Here is a 19,088-nt window from a genome sequence, read left to right as displayed (position 1 = left end):
GTTGCTCGGATGCGCTTTTCGCCGAGGGAATTTCGGCTCAAAGCTGTTCCAGCAGGGAGTTCGCTGCCCGATCGCCACTCTGCATAGCCCCTTCAATACTGCTTTGGCAAGTGTATTCCCCTGCCAGGACGAGCCCTGCCATAGCGGAGCGAGGGGAGGGTAAGCGATCGTGCAGGCCGGGGGGTTGATCGAATTGGGCAAAGGGGATGCGGTATTGCCGCAGGTAGCTCAGGCGATCGCCATCTAGGTGGGGAAACCAGTCGAGCAATTCTTGACGGCAGCGCTCGGCTAAGCGATCGGGGGTGGATGGCGGATTGCCCAAGACCGTCACCGACAGTAGGTGTTGGCCAACGGGGGTGAGAGCAGGGCTGACATTGCTCAGTTGGATGCAGTGATGGATGGCAGTCTCGGGTGTCTTGGCGCTGTTGAGGTGGATGGCGGTTTCCGCATGGGCGGAGATAGGGGTGCTGAAATAGAGACAGGTGACAGCGCGGGGTGTGGTAGGAATGGGGCGATCGCCGTTTAGTCGAGGAACGAGTCGCGCCGCTGCAGTGGCCTCTGTCGCACAAACCACAAACTCAGCGGCCAAGGTGCTGCCATCTCGTAGCTGAACTCCCGTAACGCGCTCCCCCTCGATCGCAATGCGTTCTACCGTAGCGTTACAGCGCAGTTGCCCGCTGGCGAGGTGGCTGGCAAGCTGGTCGGAGATTGCCCCCATTCCCCGTTTGGGAGTCGCGATCGCCCCTTCAGATAGCATCTTGAAATAGAACTGGAATAGACGGGCACTGGTTTTGAGTTCTGGGTCGAGAAAGATGCCGCTGTAGAAGGGATAGAAAAAGTGCTGCAGGATTTGTGGGGAGAAGCCCCACTGCTGGAGAAAATCTAGGGTGGAGAGATCGGGCTGCTGCCAAATGGCTTCGATCGAACTGGCGAATAATTGAGCTCGCAGTGTCAATATGCGAGCTTTGTCCCCCAGCGTCAACAGTGGATTGGCTAGCGATTCGAGCAGAGTGGCGGGAGCCCGGAGAGGGTCGCCAATGGGATAGTGGCGATCGCCCCGCACGAGCACCGCCCCCGGACTGTAGTTGCACAGTTCTAAAGCCTCGAGATCGAGATGGCGACGGACCGCTGGATAGGCGGAGAACAGCACCTGGAAACCGCGATCGAGCTGAAAGCCATTGACCTCATCCGTGCGCACTCTGCCGCCTGCGCGATCGCTTTGTTCGAGTAAGACAAAGTCATTGCAGCCGTTTTCTTGCAAAACCTTGGCGCAGGTCAGTCCCGCTAAGCCCGCTCCGACAATGGCGATCGTCTTTGTCATCCCATCCCCTCATATCTCTCAGGCTCAGTTGTACTGCACGGAGGGGAATTGCGGGCGGCTGGCGATCGCCAGCCGCTAAATCGAGGGAGCGACTTTGGTGCGAATGGTACTCTCTAACTGCTCGCGAGTGATATTCGTCCGCCGCAAGTTACACCCAGACAAATCTGCCCCCGCCAAATTGGCTCCGGCAAAATTAGCCTCCTGCAGATTGCAATCGCGCAAGTCAGCCCCCTGCAACTGCGCCTGACTCAGGTTCGCCCCCTGCAAACTCGACCCCACCAACACCGCCCGTCGCAAATCAGCCCCTCGACAATCGCAGCCTCTTAAATTAGCCGCAGATAGATTCGCCTCGCTCAAATCGCTACCGATTGCGCTGGCAGCACTCAGATTCGCAGCATGTAGGTTCGCGCCGTACAAATTGGCTTGGCGCAAATAGGCTTCTCTGAGATCGGCGCGATCGAGATTGATGCAGCGCAAATAGGCTCCGTACAGCAGTGCTCGCCGCAACGAAACTTGAGGAAAATCTCGCTCCCCTGTCGCAAATCTCTCCAAAACTTCCTCGGCACTCGCTCGCTGCCAGCCAGACTCTGCCGGTTTATCGATGGCCATTCTCAAGCGATCGCGATCCACCGGTATCGCCTCATCCGAGCGCACGCTACCATCCGGCATCACAGTCTCGCGAAACTTAGCCCCCTCCGAGCTCGCACGGGCCAGTTTTGCCTTTGTCAGGATGGCGTTGGCCAAATCGGCATCGTTCAAATTCGCGCCTTCCAGGTTGGCCCCCGTCAGATTGGCCCCTCGCAAACAAGCCATACTCAGATCGGCATCGCTGAGATTGGCACCCCTCAAATTACAATTGGCCAGATTGGCATAAGTTAAACTCGCCTCCGCCAAATTAGCCTGATTGAAATCGGCCCCTGCCAAATTAGCATGTCCCACTTTAGCGCCTTTCAGGTTCGCCTCAGTTCCCATTGCCCGCACTAAATTGGCTTCGTAGAGATCGGCCTCCATCAGGTTGGTGCGCTTGAGAACGGCCTCCTGCAAGTTGACCCCGCTGAGATCGCTGTTACGCAAATTGGCTTTATAGAGGTCTGCATGGGAAAAGTTGGTTTCCCGCAGGCTGCAGTGACTCAAAAAAGTGGTGGTGAGAATAGCATGGCTGAAGTTGGCTCCAGTCAAATTGGCTGAAATCAAAAACGAACCGGTGAAATCCACATAGCGCAAATCAGCTTCTACCAGTTGCACCTCGCGCAACTTTGCCCGCCGCACCCTCGCCTGCGATAGCATTGCGTTGTTGAGATTGGCACGATACAGATCGCTTTTGTACAGATCCGATTCACTCAGGTTGGCTCCGCTGAGATTGGCATTGTGCAAGCTAGACCGAATCAGCGCAATTCCCTGCAGGTGAGAGTCGGGCAAGTTTGCCTTATTGAGCTCGATGCCTTCAAATTTGCGGCGGTCGGCAGCATACCACTGCAATAATTCCTTCGCTTCCATGGACTCACCCTAACTGCTTTGAACTCACCCACCCACTGCCCGAACCGAAAATACTGTCAAATATTATCGCTTAGTTTATCGAGTTACACGCGAAGAATCAGTATTATGACGCTACATCTTTATATTTTAGTGTATTAATTGATGCTCTTGAGCTGCGATCGGCAGATTCAAGTTGAATTCACACTGTTGAGTGTGTTTGAGAGGTGATGGGCTGTGGCTTTAACCGAGGCGATCGCCCGCTCGTAGGGCAACCGGGTCGGCCCTAGCAGGCTGACGCTGCCCATTGCCCAACTGCCGCAAGAATAGCCAGTCGAAATCAGGCTGCACTGTCGCATCGGTTCGAGGGGGTTTTCGGAGCCGATATAAACAACGACGCGATCGGGGGACGTGGGTCCCAACACCGGCCACAATTCCGACTGATTTTCTTCGAGTAGCTGCACCACATCCTGGATCTGGTCGGTTTGAGCAAACTCTGGCTGGCGCATCAGGCCCGTCATCCCCCCCACAAAAACTTGGCCGATCGCCGGTCTCAAGTGATTGTGTTTGAGCACATCTAGCAACTGCTGGAGCCAAGCTCCATAAGAACGGAATTGGCGGTTGAGTTCGGACCAGTCAATATTGAGGATGTCGTAGAAGGTTTTGCCCCGCAATTGCAGGTTGAGGAAGTTGTTGAGCAGTTGCAGCTCCTGTTCCAATTGTTCGATCGCATCCGGCTCGGTTCGGCGATCGTCATTCACAGGCGATAGGGGGGCAATGGTATGTCCGAGGGGAGAGCCCAGCCCTGTCTGGGAATCGCTTTGTAGGTTGAGTAAGACGGAGTGGCTCTGGTAAGAATCGGTCACCAAAATCGCCATAATGCGGTTGCGATCGACTGCCACCAGTTGTAGGTGGCGGATGGTGGCGGTGTCAGTTGGGGGAGCGGTGACGAGGGCAATGCAACCACTCAAGGTGGCCAAAATTTGAGTGGCTTGGTGCAGTAGGGTTTCGAGATTGTCGTTCAGTTGCTGGCCGAGGCGATCGGAGAGCACTTGCAAGAGTTGCTCCTGCAGGTCGGTGGGGTCTTCGATCAAGTCGTCAACGTAGACGCGATAGCCGTTATCGGAGGGAATGCGTCCGGCGGAAGTGTGGGGTTGGAACAATAAGCCGCTGCGCTCTAATACCGCCATGACATTGCGGATGGTGGCGGTGCTCACCCCCAAGTCGTAGGATTGGGCTAAGGTTTTGGAGCCCACAGGCTCTGCCGTGGCGATATAACTGCGAACCGTCGCCCAGAGAATATTTTGCTGTCGGGCATTCAAGTTAATTTGCATGGGGATCGTTGTACCGCATCGAGTGACTTCGGCTGTATTGCTGTACCTACGTGTATCCCACAGGTTGAATTCAGCGTAGCGCAGCCAGTTGCACGATCGCTAGTCTTCCCTGAAGTTACTCCCGCTATCCGTTCCAATCGACCTTCGAGCGATCGCCAACCTACCGCTAATTTTGGCGTTTGGGGCGTTCTCCCGGTTAGGATCGTATCGCTGACGCAGTTGCCGTTTAGCCAACTTAACTCCTGTCCTGACAGTGCTTATGCGCATTTTCCTCAAATCCAAGCTTCACAAAGCAATAGTGACTGAAGCGAATTTGGCCTATACGGGCTCCATCACCATCGATAAAGCCTTGATGGAGGCTGCCGATTTAGCTGAGTACGAGAAGGTATTGGTGGTGGATAATACCAATGGCAATCGCTTGGAGACTTATGCGATCGCGGGCGATCGCCATTCTGGCGTCGTCTGTATGAACGGTGCTGCCGCCCATTTGGTTCGGGCAGGGGATGAAATCACCATCATGTCATTTCACCTCCAAGACAAGCCCACCCAGCCGATCAAGCTCTTGCTGGATGCCAACAATCGCATTTTTAAAAATCTAACTCAGTTAGAGTTGGTCCGATAGCGGCACCCCGTCTAAGCAGAGACCCGTAGTTTTGAGAATGTGTCTATTAGACCCTTTCACTAGCGCTGTGGTTCGCTGCGCTAAATGCCTGGATTACCCCAAAAAAAGCCCCTCGCTTGAGGGGCGATCGCGCTTCAACGAGTTGCATTGACTTACACGTCGTAGTAGAGGGAGAACTCGTAGGGGTGAGGGCGCAAGCTGAGGGGAATCACCTCGTTGTCCAGCTTGTACTCGATCCAGTTGTTGATGAAGTCCTCGGTAAAGACGCCGCCTTCCAACATGAAGGCATGGTCGCTTTTGAGGTTCTCCAACGCCTCCGAGAGGGAGCCGGGAGTGGAGGGAATTTTTTCCAGTTCTTCGGGGGATAGATCGTAAATATCGACATCCAAGGGGCTGCCGGGATCGATTTGGTTCTTGATGCCGTCCAAACCAGCCATCAGCATGGCAGCAAAGGCCAGATAGGGGTTGCTGGTGGCGTCGGGGCAGCGGAATTCCAGACGCTTGGCCTTCGGATTGGAGCCAGTAATCGGAATCCGCACGGAAGCAGAGCGGTTGCCCTGCGAGTAGGCCAGGTTAACCGGCGCCTCAAAACCGGGGACCAACCGCTTGTAGGAATTGGTGGTGGGATTGGTAAAGGCGAGTAGGGCAGGAGCGTGCTTGAGGATGCCGCCGATGTAGTGCAGGGCCATCTGGCTCAGGTTGGCATAGCCGTCACCAAAGAAGAGGGGCTGGCCGCCTTTCCAGAGGGACTGGTGGGTGTGCATGCCGGTGCCGTTGTCGTTGAACAAAGGCTTGGGCATGAAGGTCACCGTCTTGCCGTGCTTCTTAGCCACATTCTTGATGACGTACTTGTAGATCATCAAGTAGTCTGCAGCGGAGATCATATCGGCAAACTTGACCCCCAACTCCGCTTGACCGCCTGTGGCCACTTCGTGGTGGTGCTTTTCGATCGGCACCCCTAGCTTGCCCATGGTCAGTAGCATTTCGGTGCGAAGGTCTTGGTAGGAGTCGGTGGGGGAGACGGGGAAATAGCCTTCTTTGTAGCGGGGCTTGTAGCCTAGGTTGCCGTCCTCTTCTTCGCGACCGGAGTTCCAGCGACCTTCGATGGAATCCACATAGTGATAGGCACTGTTTTGGGTTTGGTCGAACCGAACGTCGTCAAAAATGAAGAATTCTGCTTCGGGGCCAAAGTAGGCGGTATCGGCAATACCAGTGGAACTGAGATAGGCGATCGCTTTAGCGGCGATGCTGCGGGGGCAGCGCTCGTAAGGCTCGCCAGTGCGGGGCTCGCTAATGCTGCAGGTGAGGCTGAGGGTCGGAACTTCGGTGAAGGGTTCGAGCCAAGCGGTGTTGGGGTCGGGCACCATCAACATGTCGGATTCGTTAATGGCCTTCCAACCGCGAATACTGGAGCCGTCAAAGGCCAAGCCTTCCGCGAAAGTATCGGTGTCTATTTGATCGACATAGAAAGAGCAATGCTGCCAGGTGCCGGGTAGGTCGATAAATTTCAGATCGACAATCTGGACATCGTGCTCCTGAATCAGGTTCATTACGTCTTGGGGTGATGCCATTCGCGTCTGTCTCCTTTTAAATACCTGAATTTGTTCCTAGACGCCCCGATTCAATCGCTTCAAGAATACTGGAGCACCGGAGTCAATAGAGCGTCAGATTTTGCTCACCCGATCCTAGAGAGCCACCTACCCCTGTTTTGTATCTAGCAATACCAAAAAATCCGTTCTGCCTTAAGTGAATCTGCAGATACCTTCGCCCCCACCTCAATGCACCGAGTGGGTTGCTGTAAAGGTGCAACCCACTTGACGGAAATGACAAAGCTTCGCAGACGGGACAATGCGATCGTATAAAATAGCGCTCTATACTTTTCCGGCTATTAACGCGCTCTCCAAGATTGCTTGCGCCGCTAAGTTGCCTGAAATCGTTGCCCCTTCCATGCTGTCAATGTAATCCTGCATGGTGTAGCTACCGGCGAGGAAGAAATTGGGCACGGGGGTTGTTTGGTCGGGCCGATAGGGGTCCATTCCCGGCCCCTCGCGGTAAAGGGATTGGGCTAGCTTGACCACGCTGAACCAGGTCACATTTAAATTGCGGGCCGAGGGAAACAGATCTCGAACCTGCTGGCTAACCTGCTGGGCGATCGCCTCATTTTTCATGGGCACAAACCGATCGCCGGGGGTGAGCACCAATTGCAATAGCGAGCCTTCCCCCTCTTTGTAATAAGAGGACGGACTGGTGAGGGCGAGATCGGCAAAGCAGGAGAAATCGGCGTCGGCGGTGTAAAGCAGGTTATCCAGCCCGATGGCAGACGCCTGCTCGGCTGCCGTTTTCGCTTCCCCCCGCAATTCCGTCACCCAGCCGTCAAATCGCAGTTGGACGGTCACCACCGGCACGGCCTCCAGTTTGTAAATATTGTCGAACTGAGGCCAGCGACGCCAGTGGGGGGGCAGTAGGCGGTGGGTGCCGGGAATAGCCGCCGCGCAGACATAGGCATCGGCAGTGACTGTGTCCCCGTCAGCGAGTTTCAGACCCGAGACCCTCTGCCGATCTTCAGTTCCTGCCGTCAAGATTTCGCTGACGCCGCGACGGAGATGGAGTTTCGCCCCCCGCGATGTAATGTAGTCCACAATCGGTTTGTGGAGAAATTCGGCAGGAGAGCCTTCTAGCATGCGCAACACCGATGCCTCGGTTTTAGTGGCGAAGAACAAGAAGATGGTCAGCATGCAGCGGGCGGAGATATTCTCGGTGTCGATGAAGCCGAGGGCGTAGGCGATCGGATTCCACATGCGTTTGAGGCTGCCGTTGGAGCCGCCGTGGCTGCGAAACCAAGCGGCGAAGCTGATGCGATCGAGCTCGCGCACCTGCTGCATAGCTCCGTTAAAGTCCACCAAGCCGCGCACAATCGGGCTGGTGCCGAGGGCGATCGAGTTTTGCAGTTTGTCTCTGGCCGACAACTGCGAGGTGGTAAAGAACGCCTTTAAGCCATTGAAGGGGGCTCTGGCAAAGAAGCGAAAATCGAGGGCACCCAGCTCGCCACCGCGATTGACAAAGGTATGGGTGTGTTGTTTGGTCAGGAGATGGTCGAGGGCTCCCACTTTGGCCATCAGTCCAAAGAGGTTGTAGTAGCAGCCGAAAAAGACATGCAATCCCATTTCGATGTGGTTGCCATCTTTGTCTATCCAACTGCCAACTTTGCCCCCCACAAACGGACGATTCTCAAAAATTTCGACGGTGTGGCCCGCTTCCACTAGGTTGACGGCGGTATTCAGACCAGCCAGCCCAGCTCCAACAATGGCGACGTGCATGCGAATTTCCCTGACGTCAACTGTAACGCAATGTAAATCTTCCTCATTCTAAGGCACTAGCTGCGCGCGATCGCGCCAATCTGGGCGAAACAAAAGGGACGCCACAATGCGTCCCTAGTCCGCTGCAATGCGATCGCAAGACAGTCACGAGATCGCACTGAGATTTAGCGCTTGCGCTGAATGGCGAGTTCAGCCTGCCGGAGTTCGCTAGCCACTCGATCGAGCCGGTCTTGACGAATGGGACGAATTTTCTCTTGACGATAGTAAGAGCCCAAGGTGTTGAAGATGGTTCTGAGGGTGGTGTAAGACTGATATCCCTTATAGCGATTGCGGTTGTAGCGAGAGCCAAATGCCTCCATCACCGAAAGGGCCTCTTTGCGCACCTCCGCTTGATTTTCAGCCTCTGGGGGAACGGCGATCGCCTCGCGCAGCACGTCTACCACCACCTGCGCATCGTCATAATATTTACCCGAAAGACGCTCGGTTCCTGGAGTCGAGGCACAGCCGGAGACAAACAGCACTGCCACCAGCAGCAGCGCTACGACTTTAGACAGGAAAATTTTCATGAAAATGTCTCAATGGGGGAAACAGCCTCTATTCAGCATAGGCGAAGACGGACACTTAACCAAGCGCAATCAAATGAAATCAAAGTTAACATTATTTACCCAGCCCCAGCACTAACCTGTTGGCAAACAAGCTTTGCCCCAAGCAGAGAAGGTAGATCGTCTGGGGTAAGTCTCTATTCCGCTCGACTGGACTTAGCCGAAGTGGCCGCTCACATATTCGCGAGTTTCTGCTCGAACGGGATGATTGAAGATTGCTTCTGTGCGGTCGAACTCTATGAGGCGACCGACCCGTTCGCCTTCATCATCGACTTCGGCATTGAAGAAAGCCGTCATGTCCGACACGCGGGCGGCCTGCTGCATGTTGTGGGTGACGATGGCGATCGTATAGTTATGCTTCAGTTCTTCGATTAACTCCTCAATCCGACGGGTGGAAATGGGGTCGAGGGACGAACAGGGTTCGTCCATTAGCACCACATCGGGCTTTACCGCCAGCGTGCGGGCAATGCACAAGCGCTGCTGCTGTCCGCCGGACAGAGCTAGACCGCTATCTTGCAGCTTATCTTTCACCTCATCCCACAAAGCTGACTGACGCAGCGATTGCTCCACCAACTCTGCCAGATCGGTTTTGTCCCCCTTAAACCCATTCACGCGAGGACCGAAGGCAATATTCTCAAACACAGATTTTGGAAAGGGGTTGGGCTTTTGGAAGACCATGCCAATGCGGCGGCGCACCTCCACCGGATCGATCTCTTCTTCGTACAGGTTTTGACCGTGATAAATCACCTTACCCTCGACGCGGGCGCTGGGAACCAAGTCGTTCATACGGTTAAAACAGCGCAACATCGTACTTTTGCCGCATCCCGAAGGACCGATTAGAGCCGTGACCTGGTTTTTGGGCACCGACATATTGACATCTGTCACGGCCAGGTAGTCGCCATAGTAAACGTCAACTTTTTGGGCTTCTAATACGGCTGTGTCTTTAACTTCGGTCGGTGCTTGTGAAGCAGATTGCATCAGATGAGTCTCCGGGAAGGAAGGGAGGTGGGGAATTGAATGACAGTAACGTTCAGCCTACTGACTGTATTTGCTGCGGATAACGATCGCCAGGGCGTTGAGGGACAGCAGCAAAATCATCAAGACGATAATGCCCGCAGCGGCTAACTCCTTGAACACATCCTGGGGCAAGCCCGTCCAGAAGAAGATTTGCAAGGGCAACACCGTAAACTGCGAAGTGAGGCCAAACCACTCTAGGATATTGGGATCGAAGGTGATGAAGGTCAGGGCGCCGAGGACTAAGAGCGATGCAGAGTCTCCGATCGCCCGCGAAACCGCAATAATCACCCCGGTCAAAATGCCGGGTATGGCATTTGGCAACACGTGGGTCCAAACGGTTTGCCATTTGGTGGCCCCCAATCCGTAGGAAGCCTCTCGCAGCGAACGGGGTACCGCCCGGATGGCCTCTCGAGCAGCCACAATAATCACCGGCAGAATCACTAGGGCCATTGTCAGAGCCCCCGCAAAGATCGCCCGTCCCAAGCCCAGCAGTCTGACGAACAGACCGAGCCCCAAAATACCGTAAACCACTGACGGAACCCCTGCTAAGTTGGCGATATTGAGTTCCAGCAGTTGCGTCAATCGATTTTTGGGGGCGTATTCTTCCAGGTAGATGGCAGCCCCAACCCCAATCGGGACCGAAAACAGAATGGTGTAGAGCAGGATGTAAATACTGCCGAGCAGCGGCGATCGAACCCCAGCGGTTTCGGGATTCACCTGCGAAGGGTAGGAGGTGAGAAAGCTGAAACTGAGAAAGGGAATTGCTCGGACGAAGGTCAAGCTCAGCAAGATTAACAGCACAACTAGCCCCGCAAGGGTGCCGATCGCACAGATGAGCGCGAACAGTTGGCCGACTAAATGGCGGCGCTGTAGGTTGGGAGCGAATAGATTTTGCTCTTCGGCAGCGGTTGCCCCGCCCATGGCCTCTAACGGATTGGTCACGATCAGTCGTACTCCTCGCGAATTCGGCTGGCAATAGTGCGGCTAATCAAGTTCATGGCCAAAGTAATGGAGAACAACACGAGACCGACTGCAAACAGGGTGCGGTATTCGATGCTGTCTTGGGGGGCATCGCCCAAGCTGACTTGAGCAATATAGGCCGTCATGGTGGCAATAGATTGTAAGGGGTTCGTTACAATAGCCAGGTTTTCAAGCGCGGTGTCGCCGCTGTAGAGAATGGGTTGCTGACCGGCTGCTACGGTCACAATCATGGTTTCTCCCACCGCCCGCGAGATGCCCAAAATAATCGAAGCAGCGATGCCGGAAATAGCTGCCGGAATCACCACTGTAGTGGCCACCTCCATCTTGGTGGACCCGAGGGCATAGGCACCGTCGTGCAAGGCTCTGGGTACGGAGACGATCGCATCTAGGCTGATGGAGCCGACGGTAGGCAAAATCATCAACCCCATCATGATGCCGGCACTGGCAGCATTAAAAATGGCAGTGTCGGGGAAAATTGCTCGCAAGATTGGCGTGATATAAACCAGGGCGAAGTAGCCGTACACGACAGTGGGAACTCCTGCCAGTAGCTCCACCAGCGGTCGCAGAAGCGTCGCCAGTCGCTTGGGGGCATACAGCCCGAGGTAAATGGCCGTCGCCAATCCTAAGGGGGTGGCCACCAGCATGGCGACCACCGTTACCAAGACCGTACCGTTAATCAGAGGCCAGATGCCAAAGCGCTTGCTGGCAAATAAAGGGGTCCAGCGATTGTCTAGAAAGAAGCGAGAAAACGAAGTGGAAATGCGGGTCCAGAATCGTTCGGCACCGCTGGCGGAGGAGATGTTTTGCTCTAGCGTCGCTCGAAATTCCTCTTGTGACAGGTTGGGAATGGCATCGGCGATGCGTTCGATGGTGCGATCGCGGGTATCGACCGCCTTGCGCAGGATTTCGGAGAGGTCGGCACCGCTGACGCCTGCGTCTTGGGCCAGTTGCCGAGTGGTTTTTTGCAAGTAGCCGATGGTCTCAAACAGCTCGTCGTTAAAGAACTCGACGGCGGTTTCCATCAGGATAAAGACAATGCCGACGGTGATAACCACGCAAAAGGCAGCACACAAAAACATCGCGATCGCGATGAGTTTGCCGCGCCTATCTCGTGCAGCATTGCGACGGAGCACTTGCTTGATGGATAAGCCAGTCTGACTACCGGAAGGAGCTTGCATAGGCTAGAAGGGGCGAACATAAAAATAGAACTGCTTCACTCGCGCTTGGGTCGCAAAAATCGGCCGGCGGGCGGAGCATAACAGTGATTACACCAGACTGGGGGAAACGAATCGCTTACACCCTATCGCGGCAATGCATCTTCATCGGTTAACGACAGGTTAAGGGATATTGTGAAGTCGATTATGGCGTTTCCTTTACCCACTGGGGCGGAACGTGACGGGCACGGCTGGCCTTGTTGGTACTTGGGGTGGGGGTTAGGATCGCGGTAATTTGCATTGCGGGCTCGAGATGCCACAAACGATTTGGATTGCTCGCCACGGCAATCGCCAAGATTTTGCCGATCCCGATTGGCACAAAACAGCTTTGCGACCCCACGATCCGGCGCTATCTGCCGATGGGGTGGTGCAAGCGAAGGAATTGGGCCAGCGTTTAGTGGGAGAGGGCATCGATTATATTTTTGCCTCGCCATTTTTACGCACGATTGAAACGGCCCATCACGTGGCTGAGGCTCTAGATTTACCCATAGCCTTGGAGGAAGGACTGAGCGAGTTTCTCAATCCCGATTGGTTTGCGCAGCGACCGGAGCTGCTGAGGATGGAGACGCTACGGCAGTTTTATCCGAGGGTGGACCCTACATATCGAGCGCGGGTGCGGGCGATGTTTCCCGAGACGGGGGAGGAAGCTTTAGCGCGGGCAGGCCAGACAGCGCAGGTGCTGGCGACTGAGTTTGGGGAGGATATTTTACTGATCGGCCACGGGGCTTCGATGTTGGGGGCTGCTTGGGGATTGGTGGGGGGGCGGCCCGAGATTCAATGCCATCTCTGCGGTTTGGTAAAACTGGTGGGGCAAAAGCGGTGCTGGAAGCTGGAGTTGAATGGGGATATTTCTCACTTGAGTGCTGCGGCCGAGCACTTGCGGTTTTATTGAGCGATCGCCAGTCCTACCTGCAAAGTTCCGCCAACTCGACCTCGATCCCGACACAGTGTAAGGGGGCGATCGCTTTACTCAACCCCTTCGCACAATAGTTTTTCGTCCTCGCTGACGTTGGGATTGTACTGGAGGTAATCGGCGATTTGGTGGCAACCTCTCGCAATGAGATCGTCGAGTTTAAAATTCCACAAAATCACTGTCCGATCGTAACTGGCGGAGGCAATCGTCTCTCCGTCCGGGCTGAAACTGACGCTAAAGATAGAGCCTTCATGGCCTTGCAGAGTCGTTAGTTCCTCCCCCTCTAGACTCCACAACTTCACAGTTCCGTCAGCGCTGCCAGAGGCAATCGTCTGTCCGTCCGGACTAAAACTGACGCTCTCGACAACTTTGTTATGGCCTTGCAAGGCGGTCAGTTCTTCCCCCTCCAGGCTCCACAACTTGACCGTGTCACCACTGGTAGAGGCAATCGTCTGTCCGTCTGGGCTAAAACTGACGCTCGTAACAGAGCCTGTGTGGCCTTGTAGGGTTTCGAGTTCTTCCCCCTCGCGACTCCACAGCTTGACGGTTCCGTCAGCACTGCCGGAGGCGACGATCTGTCCGTTCGGGCTGAAGCTAACGCTCGCGACAGCACCTTCATGACCTTGCAAGGTAGCCAATTCCTCCCCCTCGCGGCTCCACAGCTTGACGGTATGGTCCCCACTGCCGGAGGCGATCGCCTCTCCGTCCGGGCTAAAGCTAACACTCAAGACATCGCCTGCATGGCCCTGCAGGGTTTTTAGCTCTGCCCCCTCGCGACTCCATAACTTCACGGTTCCGTCAGCGCTGCCGGAGGCGACGGTTCGTCCGTTGGGGCTGAAGGTGACGCTAAAGACATCCCCTTCATGGCCTTGCAAGGTGGCCAATTCCTCCCCCTCGCGGCTCCACAACTTCGCAGTTCCGTCATAACTGGCAGAGGCGATCGCCTCTCCGTCTGGGCTGAAGGCGACACTCAAGACAGGCCCGCGATGTCCCGCCAGAGTGTCCAGTTGTTCGCTCTCGCGGCCCCACAGCTTAACGGTATTGTCATCACTGGCAGAAGCGATCGTCTGTCCGCTCGGACTGAAACTGACGCTATAGACCGGTCCGCGATGCCCCTCTAGGGTGCCGAGTGGCTGCCCTTCGCGGCTCCACAGCTTAACGGTGTTGTCGCCACTGGCGGTGGCAATCGTCTGTCTGTCCGGGCTGAAGCTGACGCTCCAGACATCGCCATCGTGACCTCGCAGGGTGGCCAGTTCCTCCCCCTCTCGACTCCATAGCTTGACGGTATCGTCACTGCTAGCGGCAGCAATGGCCTGTCCGTCCGGGCTGAAGGCGACACTCGTAACGGGGCTGTCATGGCCTGCCAGTGTGGCCAGTGCATTGCCCTCCAGGCTCCATAGCTTGGCGGTGCGATCGTCACTGGCGGAGGCGATCGCCTCTCCGTCTGGGCTGAAGGCGACACTCGTGACGGGGCTGTCATGGCCTGCCAGTGTGGCCAGTAGTGCATTGCCCTCTAGGCTCCATAGCTTGACGGTGCGATCGTCACTGGCGGAGGCGATCGTCTCTCCGTCCGGGCTAAAGGTGACGCTATTGACATTGCCTGCGTGGCCCAGAAGGGTAGCCAGTTCCTCCCCCTCCAGGCTCCACAGCTTGACGGTATTGTCTTCGCTGGCGGAGGCGATCGTCTCTCCGTCCGGGCTGAAGGCAACGCTCCTGATAGGGCCTGTGTGGCCTTGCAGGGTTATCAGTTCCTCCCCCTCCAGACTCCACAGCTTGACGGTATTGTCTTCGCTGGCGGAGGCGATCGTCTCTCCGTCCGGGCTGAAGGCAACGCTCCTGACAGGACCTGTGTGGCCCACAAGGCGGTTGCGCTCTCTCGGCCTGTAAACTGCTTCATTCAGCGCGGCAATAACCCGCATTTCAATATGCGGTAATAACTTGCCCCTCAAATCTGCCAAATCTTTTCCGGCAGCAATGGCTTCGATTTTCGCTTCAAGTGTTTGGCTTGCAAGCAGAAAGTTCTGTGTAGTCAAAGCATGAGCATTCATTTGAGTGTTGAGTGCCCGATTGAGTTCTCGATGGGCTATTCGTTGCTGCTGAAACGCAAAAATAGCTGCCCAAATCGCTCCCCCAGTCAACACTGCCATTGCGATGGCAACTCTCAAAACTAGCCTGAACCGGCGTTGTTGAATTCGAATCCTCTCTCGCTCCGCCGCCTGCTGCTCCCGCTCCGCAACCGCCCGCTCTCTCGCCTCTACACTCTCCTCCAAAAAAGAAATGGCCTCCTCAAACCCCTCAACATAGCGATTTGCCCAAGCCACATTGGGCCGCTCGTCCCGCCGCCAATGCAACGCAAACGCCAACTCCGGGTCTCGTAACAGCCCTGCCTTCCCCGCCCGATAGCGAGCCGCTGTTTCCGCCAGACGCAAATAATCCCGCGCTGACTCCGCCTCCTGTTCCACCCAATCCTTCAGCCGCGTCCAAACTCGCATCAAACTCTCGTGGGAAATATCCAACACTGTCTCGTCCGTCAGCGGCTCCGGTGCAGGTGGCATCAGAAATGAGTTGTTTCCCCCTCGAAACCGATTCACCACCTCTCGCACCTCATCCCCACTGACCCCCGCCACCTTTGCCACCTCCAGCAACGGCGTCGGTCGCCGAATCTCGCGCCCGTCCGGTCCCCGCTCCGTCAACCGCTGAAACAACCGCTTGGCAATCTGTTGCTGCCGTACCGTCAATTGCTCGTATCGATCGTCAGCATGGTTCGACAGCGCTGCAGCCATCGTCCCTACTGCCTCGTAATGGCGCAGGTCGACCGGTTCGTCCGGCTCGTGCTGGACCTGCCAATCGTCCCAGGTGCGCATCAGCGCGTGCTGCAAAATCGGCAGTTGATCTGGGTTATCTCCCACATCATTCAGCAGCCGCTGCACCAACCTCGGCGCAATCTTGCCTCCCGCCACCCCAATCGGCCCCTCAATCGCCGCTCGCCGCTGGTCCCGCGTCATGCGAGGAATCAAATACTGACTCTCGTTAATCGCCTCCGGCAATCCCGCAAATCGAGCGCAATCCCCTAAAAAATCCGATCGCATCGTCAGCACCACATAAATGGGCACTTCCCGCTGCCGCACCGCCCCCAACAACAACTTCACAAACGCCGCCGCTTCATCGTCTGTCCCCCGACAAGTCCCACTCTGCCCGAACCGAAACAACTCCTCAAACTGATCCGCCACCACCAGCAAATTCTCGTGCCGCTCCATCCGCGCCTGCCGCGCCACCTCCACCAACCCCAACCTCCCGCGTCTCAACGTCGTCTCCACAAACAACGCCTGCAGGTGGGCATCCTCCCCCTCGCCGCCCAACACCTCCGGTTGGTTCAACCCCACTGCCAAATTCCGAATTGGGGCCCCCCCAGGCCGCACGATCGCCACCCGCCAATCCGACCCCGCCCCCTGCAAAAAGCCGCTGTATACCGCTGGCAGCAACCCCGCCCGCACCAACGAAGACTTGCCACCCCCCGACGGCCCCACCACGGCCACAAAGCGATGCTGCTGCAGCCGCGCCAGCAACTCGTCCGCCTGCCCTTCGCGTCCAAAGAACAAATACTCTTCGCCCAACTGGAAGGGCCGCAATCCGGGAAAAGGATTCTTCCGCTCTGTTGCCTGCATCGAGATCTACCCTCCCTGCGATCGATTCAACTGCAGGGCAAACGGCTGCAGCAACTCTGGCGAAAACGTCTCCAACTCGCGAATCACCGCCAGCCCCGGCACCTGCAGTTCCTGCTTGCTCGGCGTCATCGGGTTCCCCACATACACCGCCCGAGGCAACTCCGACCGGACGGAGGCCAGACTCTTGCGCAACGCATTCAACCGCCGCTTGAACCACAGCCCACTGGCCCGCCCGTAATAAATCAGTACCCCATCCGATCGCCGCAACTTCTCCTCAGAACTCTCTACGCCTTCCCCTGCTTCGTAGTCCGGTGTCTCCACCCGAAACTGCTGTTCTAAATACTCGTAAAGCTGTTCCAACTCTGGCGCATCGAAGTCTCGCCGGTCGAAGTCCAAGTACACCTGAGGTCGTCCCCCCGTCCCATTCCCCATAGTTGCTGTGGGAACTGGACGCTCGATCCGCGCTTGGATCAGCGTTTTCAGCTCCTCCAGGCCAGTCTGCAACACATCGGGTTTTCCCGGCAAATCCGCGATCGCCTGTGCCCAATAGTCTCGCTCGCGATCGCTGGGTAGCCAAAGAATCTGAGCAAACCCCGGCTTGTCTCGACCGCAGGCTGCTGCTAGCTGCAATTGCTCTCGCATTCGAGCTGCTTCGATCTGGGGTAACTGTGCAGCAAATGACCGATCTGCCCCTGCAGAGGTCTCTCCAGCCGCCAGCAAGTGAACGGACATGTCGCACCGAGCCAGTGCCTTTTGAATCACTTCGCTAAATTCGCTGGAATAGGGTAAAGGGCGATCGGGCAGAACCGAGTGACCCGATAGCTGCAACTCCCGCCGAATCTTATCCCTAGCTTCAGTCAGTGCCGGACTCGTCTCCGCCAGATACACAATCTTCCCAGAGGGCGAAACCGCAAGTTCGTGGGACGATTCAGCTTCAGCCTCCAACTGCGCTAAAAGCTGCACGATGTCATAAGCTAAATCGTTGATCCTCGCCACATACTTCAGCTCCATTTCTGGGCCAAATTCGCGGCTGTACTCCACCGGTCGGTGCGCAGCATCGAACTCGAAAAACTCGTATCCCAGCAATCCTTGCAGTTCTTTGGGATGGTCTTCTAAAGGGAGCGGCGTTTTGATCGCTTTAAAAATGCGAGATTTATTGCCCGCCGCACGCACCCCAAGCGATTGCTCGGCTGCCTGACAAAAATGCTGCAATTCCTTCAGGCACCATTCTGACTTTGCATAGCGCGGCGAAAGCACCAAGAGCAGCAGAGCAACCTTCGGAAATTGCTCCACAATCGTGTCGCCAAAGTAGTCGTTCCCCTGCAGCTTCAGATCGCGCCAAATCTTCGGCTCCTTACCTAACAACTGAGCCAGCCGCCTCTCCAGTGTGTGGTGAAAGCGGCTAACCCAACCCTCCTGCCCTTCGAGCAAAGGCTGGTTGTCGATGTGGGCGTAGCTAATGAAGACATCTCGCTCGAACGTCATGCCAATATCGGTCCAGAGACTGAATGTTGGAATGTTGCTGCAGAAGCCTATGATTTAGCGTAAATCGACTACTGCTAGCCTGTCTGGCAAGCTTACAATACTTGACCTCGCAATCAACCCTAGCTCGAATGCTCGCAGGATCGCGCCTGCTGGGAGAAGCCCCGGCCCGCTCGGCTAGACTGAAGGCAATTGCGGCGATCGCCTCCCATGACCACTACTAGCGACAATCCTCTCAAACCCACGGTATCCGTCGATGTCGTCGCGCCGCCCGGTGACTTAGAAAGCGTCGAACCTCAATTGGAAACCTACTTACACCTGCAGCAGATGATTGTGCTGCTAACCAGTCTGGAATGGCTGTGGCGCGATCGCGACGACTTTTTCGCTGCTGGAAATCTGACTATCTACTTCAGTCCCCGCCAAATCAAATCCCAAGACTTTCGCGGCCCCGATTTCTTTGTGGTGCTCGACACCGAGCGCAAACCCCGCAAAAGTTGGGTGGTGTGGCAAGAAGAAGGTCGCTATCCCAATGTGATTGTCGAAGTGCTGTCGGATTCGACTGCAGCTAGCGATCGCGGCCAGAAAAAGCAAATTTATCAAGATGTTTTCCGCACTCCAGATTACTTTTGGGTCGATCCGAGTGCCGCAGACTTTAGCGGATTCCATTTAATGGATGGAAGCTACCGCCCCATTCCCCCCAACGAGCGCGGTCATCTATGGAGCGAGCAACTGGGGCTGTACTTGGGCATTCACGATCGTCAGTTGCGTTTCTTCCACGCTGACGGCCAACTAGTGGAAACCCCACCAGAATCGGCGATTTCAGCGTTTCGAGATGTCGAGCGGGAGGCCGAGCGAGCCGAACGGGCTATTCAGAGAGCCCAGCTAGAGGCCGAGCGAGCCGAGCGAGCCACTCAGAGAGCCGAACGAGAGGCCGAGCGGGCTGAGCGGGAGGCCGAGCGGGCTGAGCGGGAGGCCGAGCGGGCTGAGCGGGAGGCCGAGCGGACACGAATCCTGTCTGAAAGGTTGAGTGAACTCGGTATCGATCCCGACTCGGTATGAGGAAAGTACTCGCTCTTTCACGCACTTCTCCACCTCTGCTCTCCCAGCATGGCAGAGGTCTCGGCCCACTCGGCTAGACTGAGGGCAA

14 protein-coding genes are annotated in these 19,088 nt (G+C 56.1%); 3 read left to right on the top strand and 11 right to left on the bottom strand.

What is annotated here, in order from left to right; all coding sequences use genetic code 11:
* Positions 1-37 precede the first annotated feature (37 nt).
* The 3 genes from SYN7336_RS02135 to SYN7336_RS02120 all read right to left on the bottom strand — a co-directional run bounded on the left by SYN7336_RS02135 (position 38) and on the right by SYN7336_RS02120 (position 4,128).
* Entirely contained in the window at positions 38-1,321 is a 1,284-nt protein-coding gene (locus tag SYN7336_RS02135; protein ID WP_017324269.1) for an NAD(P)/FAD-dependent oxidoreductase, read from the bottom strand.
* A gap of 75 nt (positions 1,322-1,396) precedes the next feature.
* Positions 1,397-2,818, bottom strand: coding sequence for a pentapeptide repeat-containing protein (locus SYN7336_RS27605; RefSeq protein ID WP_017324268.1), 1,422 nt, complete (start codon positions 2,816-2,818; stop codon positions 1,397-1,399).
* 167 nt (positions 2,819-2,985) lie between these two features.
* Entirely contained in the window at positions 2,986-4,128 is a 1,143-nt protein-coding gene (locus SYN7336_RS02120) for a heat-inducible transcriptional repressor HrcA (protein WP_017324267.1), read from the bottom strand.
* A 259-nt stretch (positions 4,129-4,387) separates the two neighbouring features.
* Here SYN7336_RS02120 and panD point away from each other — a divergent pair, with 259 nt between their 5' ends.
* Positions 4,388-4,750, top strand: coding sequence for an aspartate 1-decarboxylase (gene panD, locus SYN7336_RS02115; protein ID WP_017324266.1), 363 nt, complete (start codon positions 4,388-4,390; stop codon positions 4,748-4,750).
* Positions 4,751-4,902: 152 nt separating this feature from the next.
* On the opposite strand, the gene glnA is transcribed toward panD, so the two are convergent.
* The 6 genes from glnA to pstC all read right to left on the bottom strand — a co-directional run bounded on the left by glnA (position 4,903) and on the right by pstC (position 11,845).
* Entirely contained in the window at positions 4,903-6,321 is a 1,419-nt protein-coding gene (gene glnA, locus SYN7336_RS02110; RefSeq protein WP_026100615.1) for a type I glutamate--ammonia ligase, read from the bottom strand.
* A 300-nt stretch (positions 6,322-6,621) separates the two neighbouring features.
* Positions 6,622-8,067: a 9,9'-di-cis-zeta-carotene desaturase gene (gene zds / locus SYN7336_RS02105; RefSeq protein WP_017324264.1), complete on the bottom strand. Its 1,446-nt coding sequence runs from the start codon at positions 8,065-8,067 to the stop codon at positions 6,622-6,624.
* A gap of 164 nt (positions 8,068-8,231) precedes the next feature.
* Complete coding sequence (locus SYN7336_RS02100; RefSeq protein WP_017324263.1) at positions 8,232-8,633, bottom strand: hypothetical protein; 402 nt, start codon at positions 8,631-8,633, stop codon at positions 8,232-8,234.
* A 192-nt stretch (positions 8,634-8,825) separates the two neighbouring features.
* Complete coding sequence (gene pstB / locus SYN7336_RS02095) at positions 8,826-9,650, bottom strand: phosphate ABC transporter ATP-binding protein PstB (RefSeq protein WP_369791875.1); 825 nt, start codon at positions 9,648-9,650, stop codon at positions 8,826-8,828.
* Between the two features lie 54 nt (positions 9,651-9,704).
* Positions 9,705-10,628 (bottom strand): phosphate ABC transporter permease PstA, encoded by a 924-nt coding sequence (gene pstA / locus SYN7336_RS02090; protein ID WP_017324261.1) that lies wholly within the window; start codon positions 10,626-10,628, stop codon positions 9,705-9,707.
* Between the two features lie 2 nt (positions 10,629-10,630).
* Positions 10,631-11,845 carry a phosphate ABC transporter permease subunit PstC gene (gene pstC, locus SYN7336_RS24020; protein WP_017324260.1) on the bottom strand — a complete coding sequence of 405 codons (1,215 nt, stop codon included), beginning with the start codon at positions 11,843-11,845 and terminating at the stop codon, positions 10,631-10,633.
* Between the two features lie 289 nt (positions 11,846-12,134).
* On the opposite strand from pstC, the gene SYN7336_RS02080 reads away from it, so the two are divergent.
* Complete coding sequence (locus tag SYN7336_RS02080; protein ID WP_017324259.1) at positions 12,135-12,773, top strand: histidine phosphatase family protein; 639 nt, start codon at positions 12,135-12,137, stop codon at positions 12,771-12,773.
* Positions 12,774-12,847: 74 nt separating this feature from the next.
* On the opposite strand, the gene SYN7336_RS02075 is transcribed toward SYN7336_RS02080, so the two are convergent.
* Together SYN7336_RS02075 and SYN7336_RS02070 are read right to left on the bottom strand one after the other, a co-directional pair.
* Entirely contained in the window at positions 12,848-16,459 is a 3,612-nt protein-coding gene (locus SYN7336_RS02075) for a WD40 repeat domain-containing protein (RefSeq protein ID WP_017324258.1), read from the bottom strand.
* A 6-nt stretch (positions 16,460-16,465) separates the two neighbouring features.
* Positions 16,466-17,944 (bottom strand): TIR domain-containing protein, encoded by a 1,479-nt coding sequence (locus tag SYN7336_RS02070; protein ID WP_017324257.1) that lies wholly within the window; start codon positions 17,942-17,944, stop codon positions 16,466-16,468.
* A gap of 207 nt (positions 17,945-18,151) precedes the next feature.
* Here SYN7336_RS02070 and SYN7336_RS02065 point away from each other — a divergent pair, with 207 nt between their 5' ends.
* Complete coding sequence (locus SYN7336_RS02065) at positions 18,152-19,000, top strand: Uma2 family endonuclease (protein WP_017324256.1); 849 nt, start codon at positions 18,152-18,154, stop codon at positions 18,998-19,000.
* Positions 19,001-19,088: the final 88 nt, after the last annotated feature.

The organism is Synechococcus sp. PCC 7336 (assembly GCF_000332275.1).
Taxonomy (GTDB): Bacteria; Cyanobacteriota; Cyanobacteriia; order Thermostichales; family PCC-7336; genus PCC-7336.
Note: the sequence above shows the minus strand (reverse complement) of the source record. Positions and strands in the feature narration are given on the sequence as shown.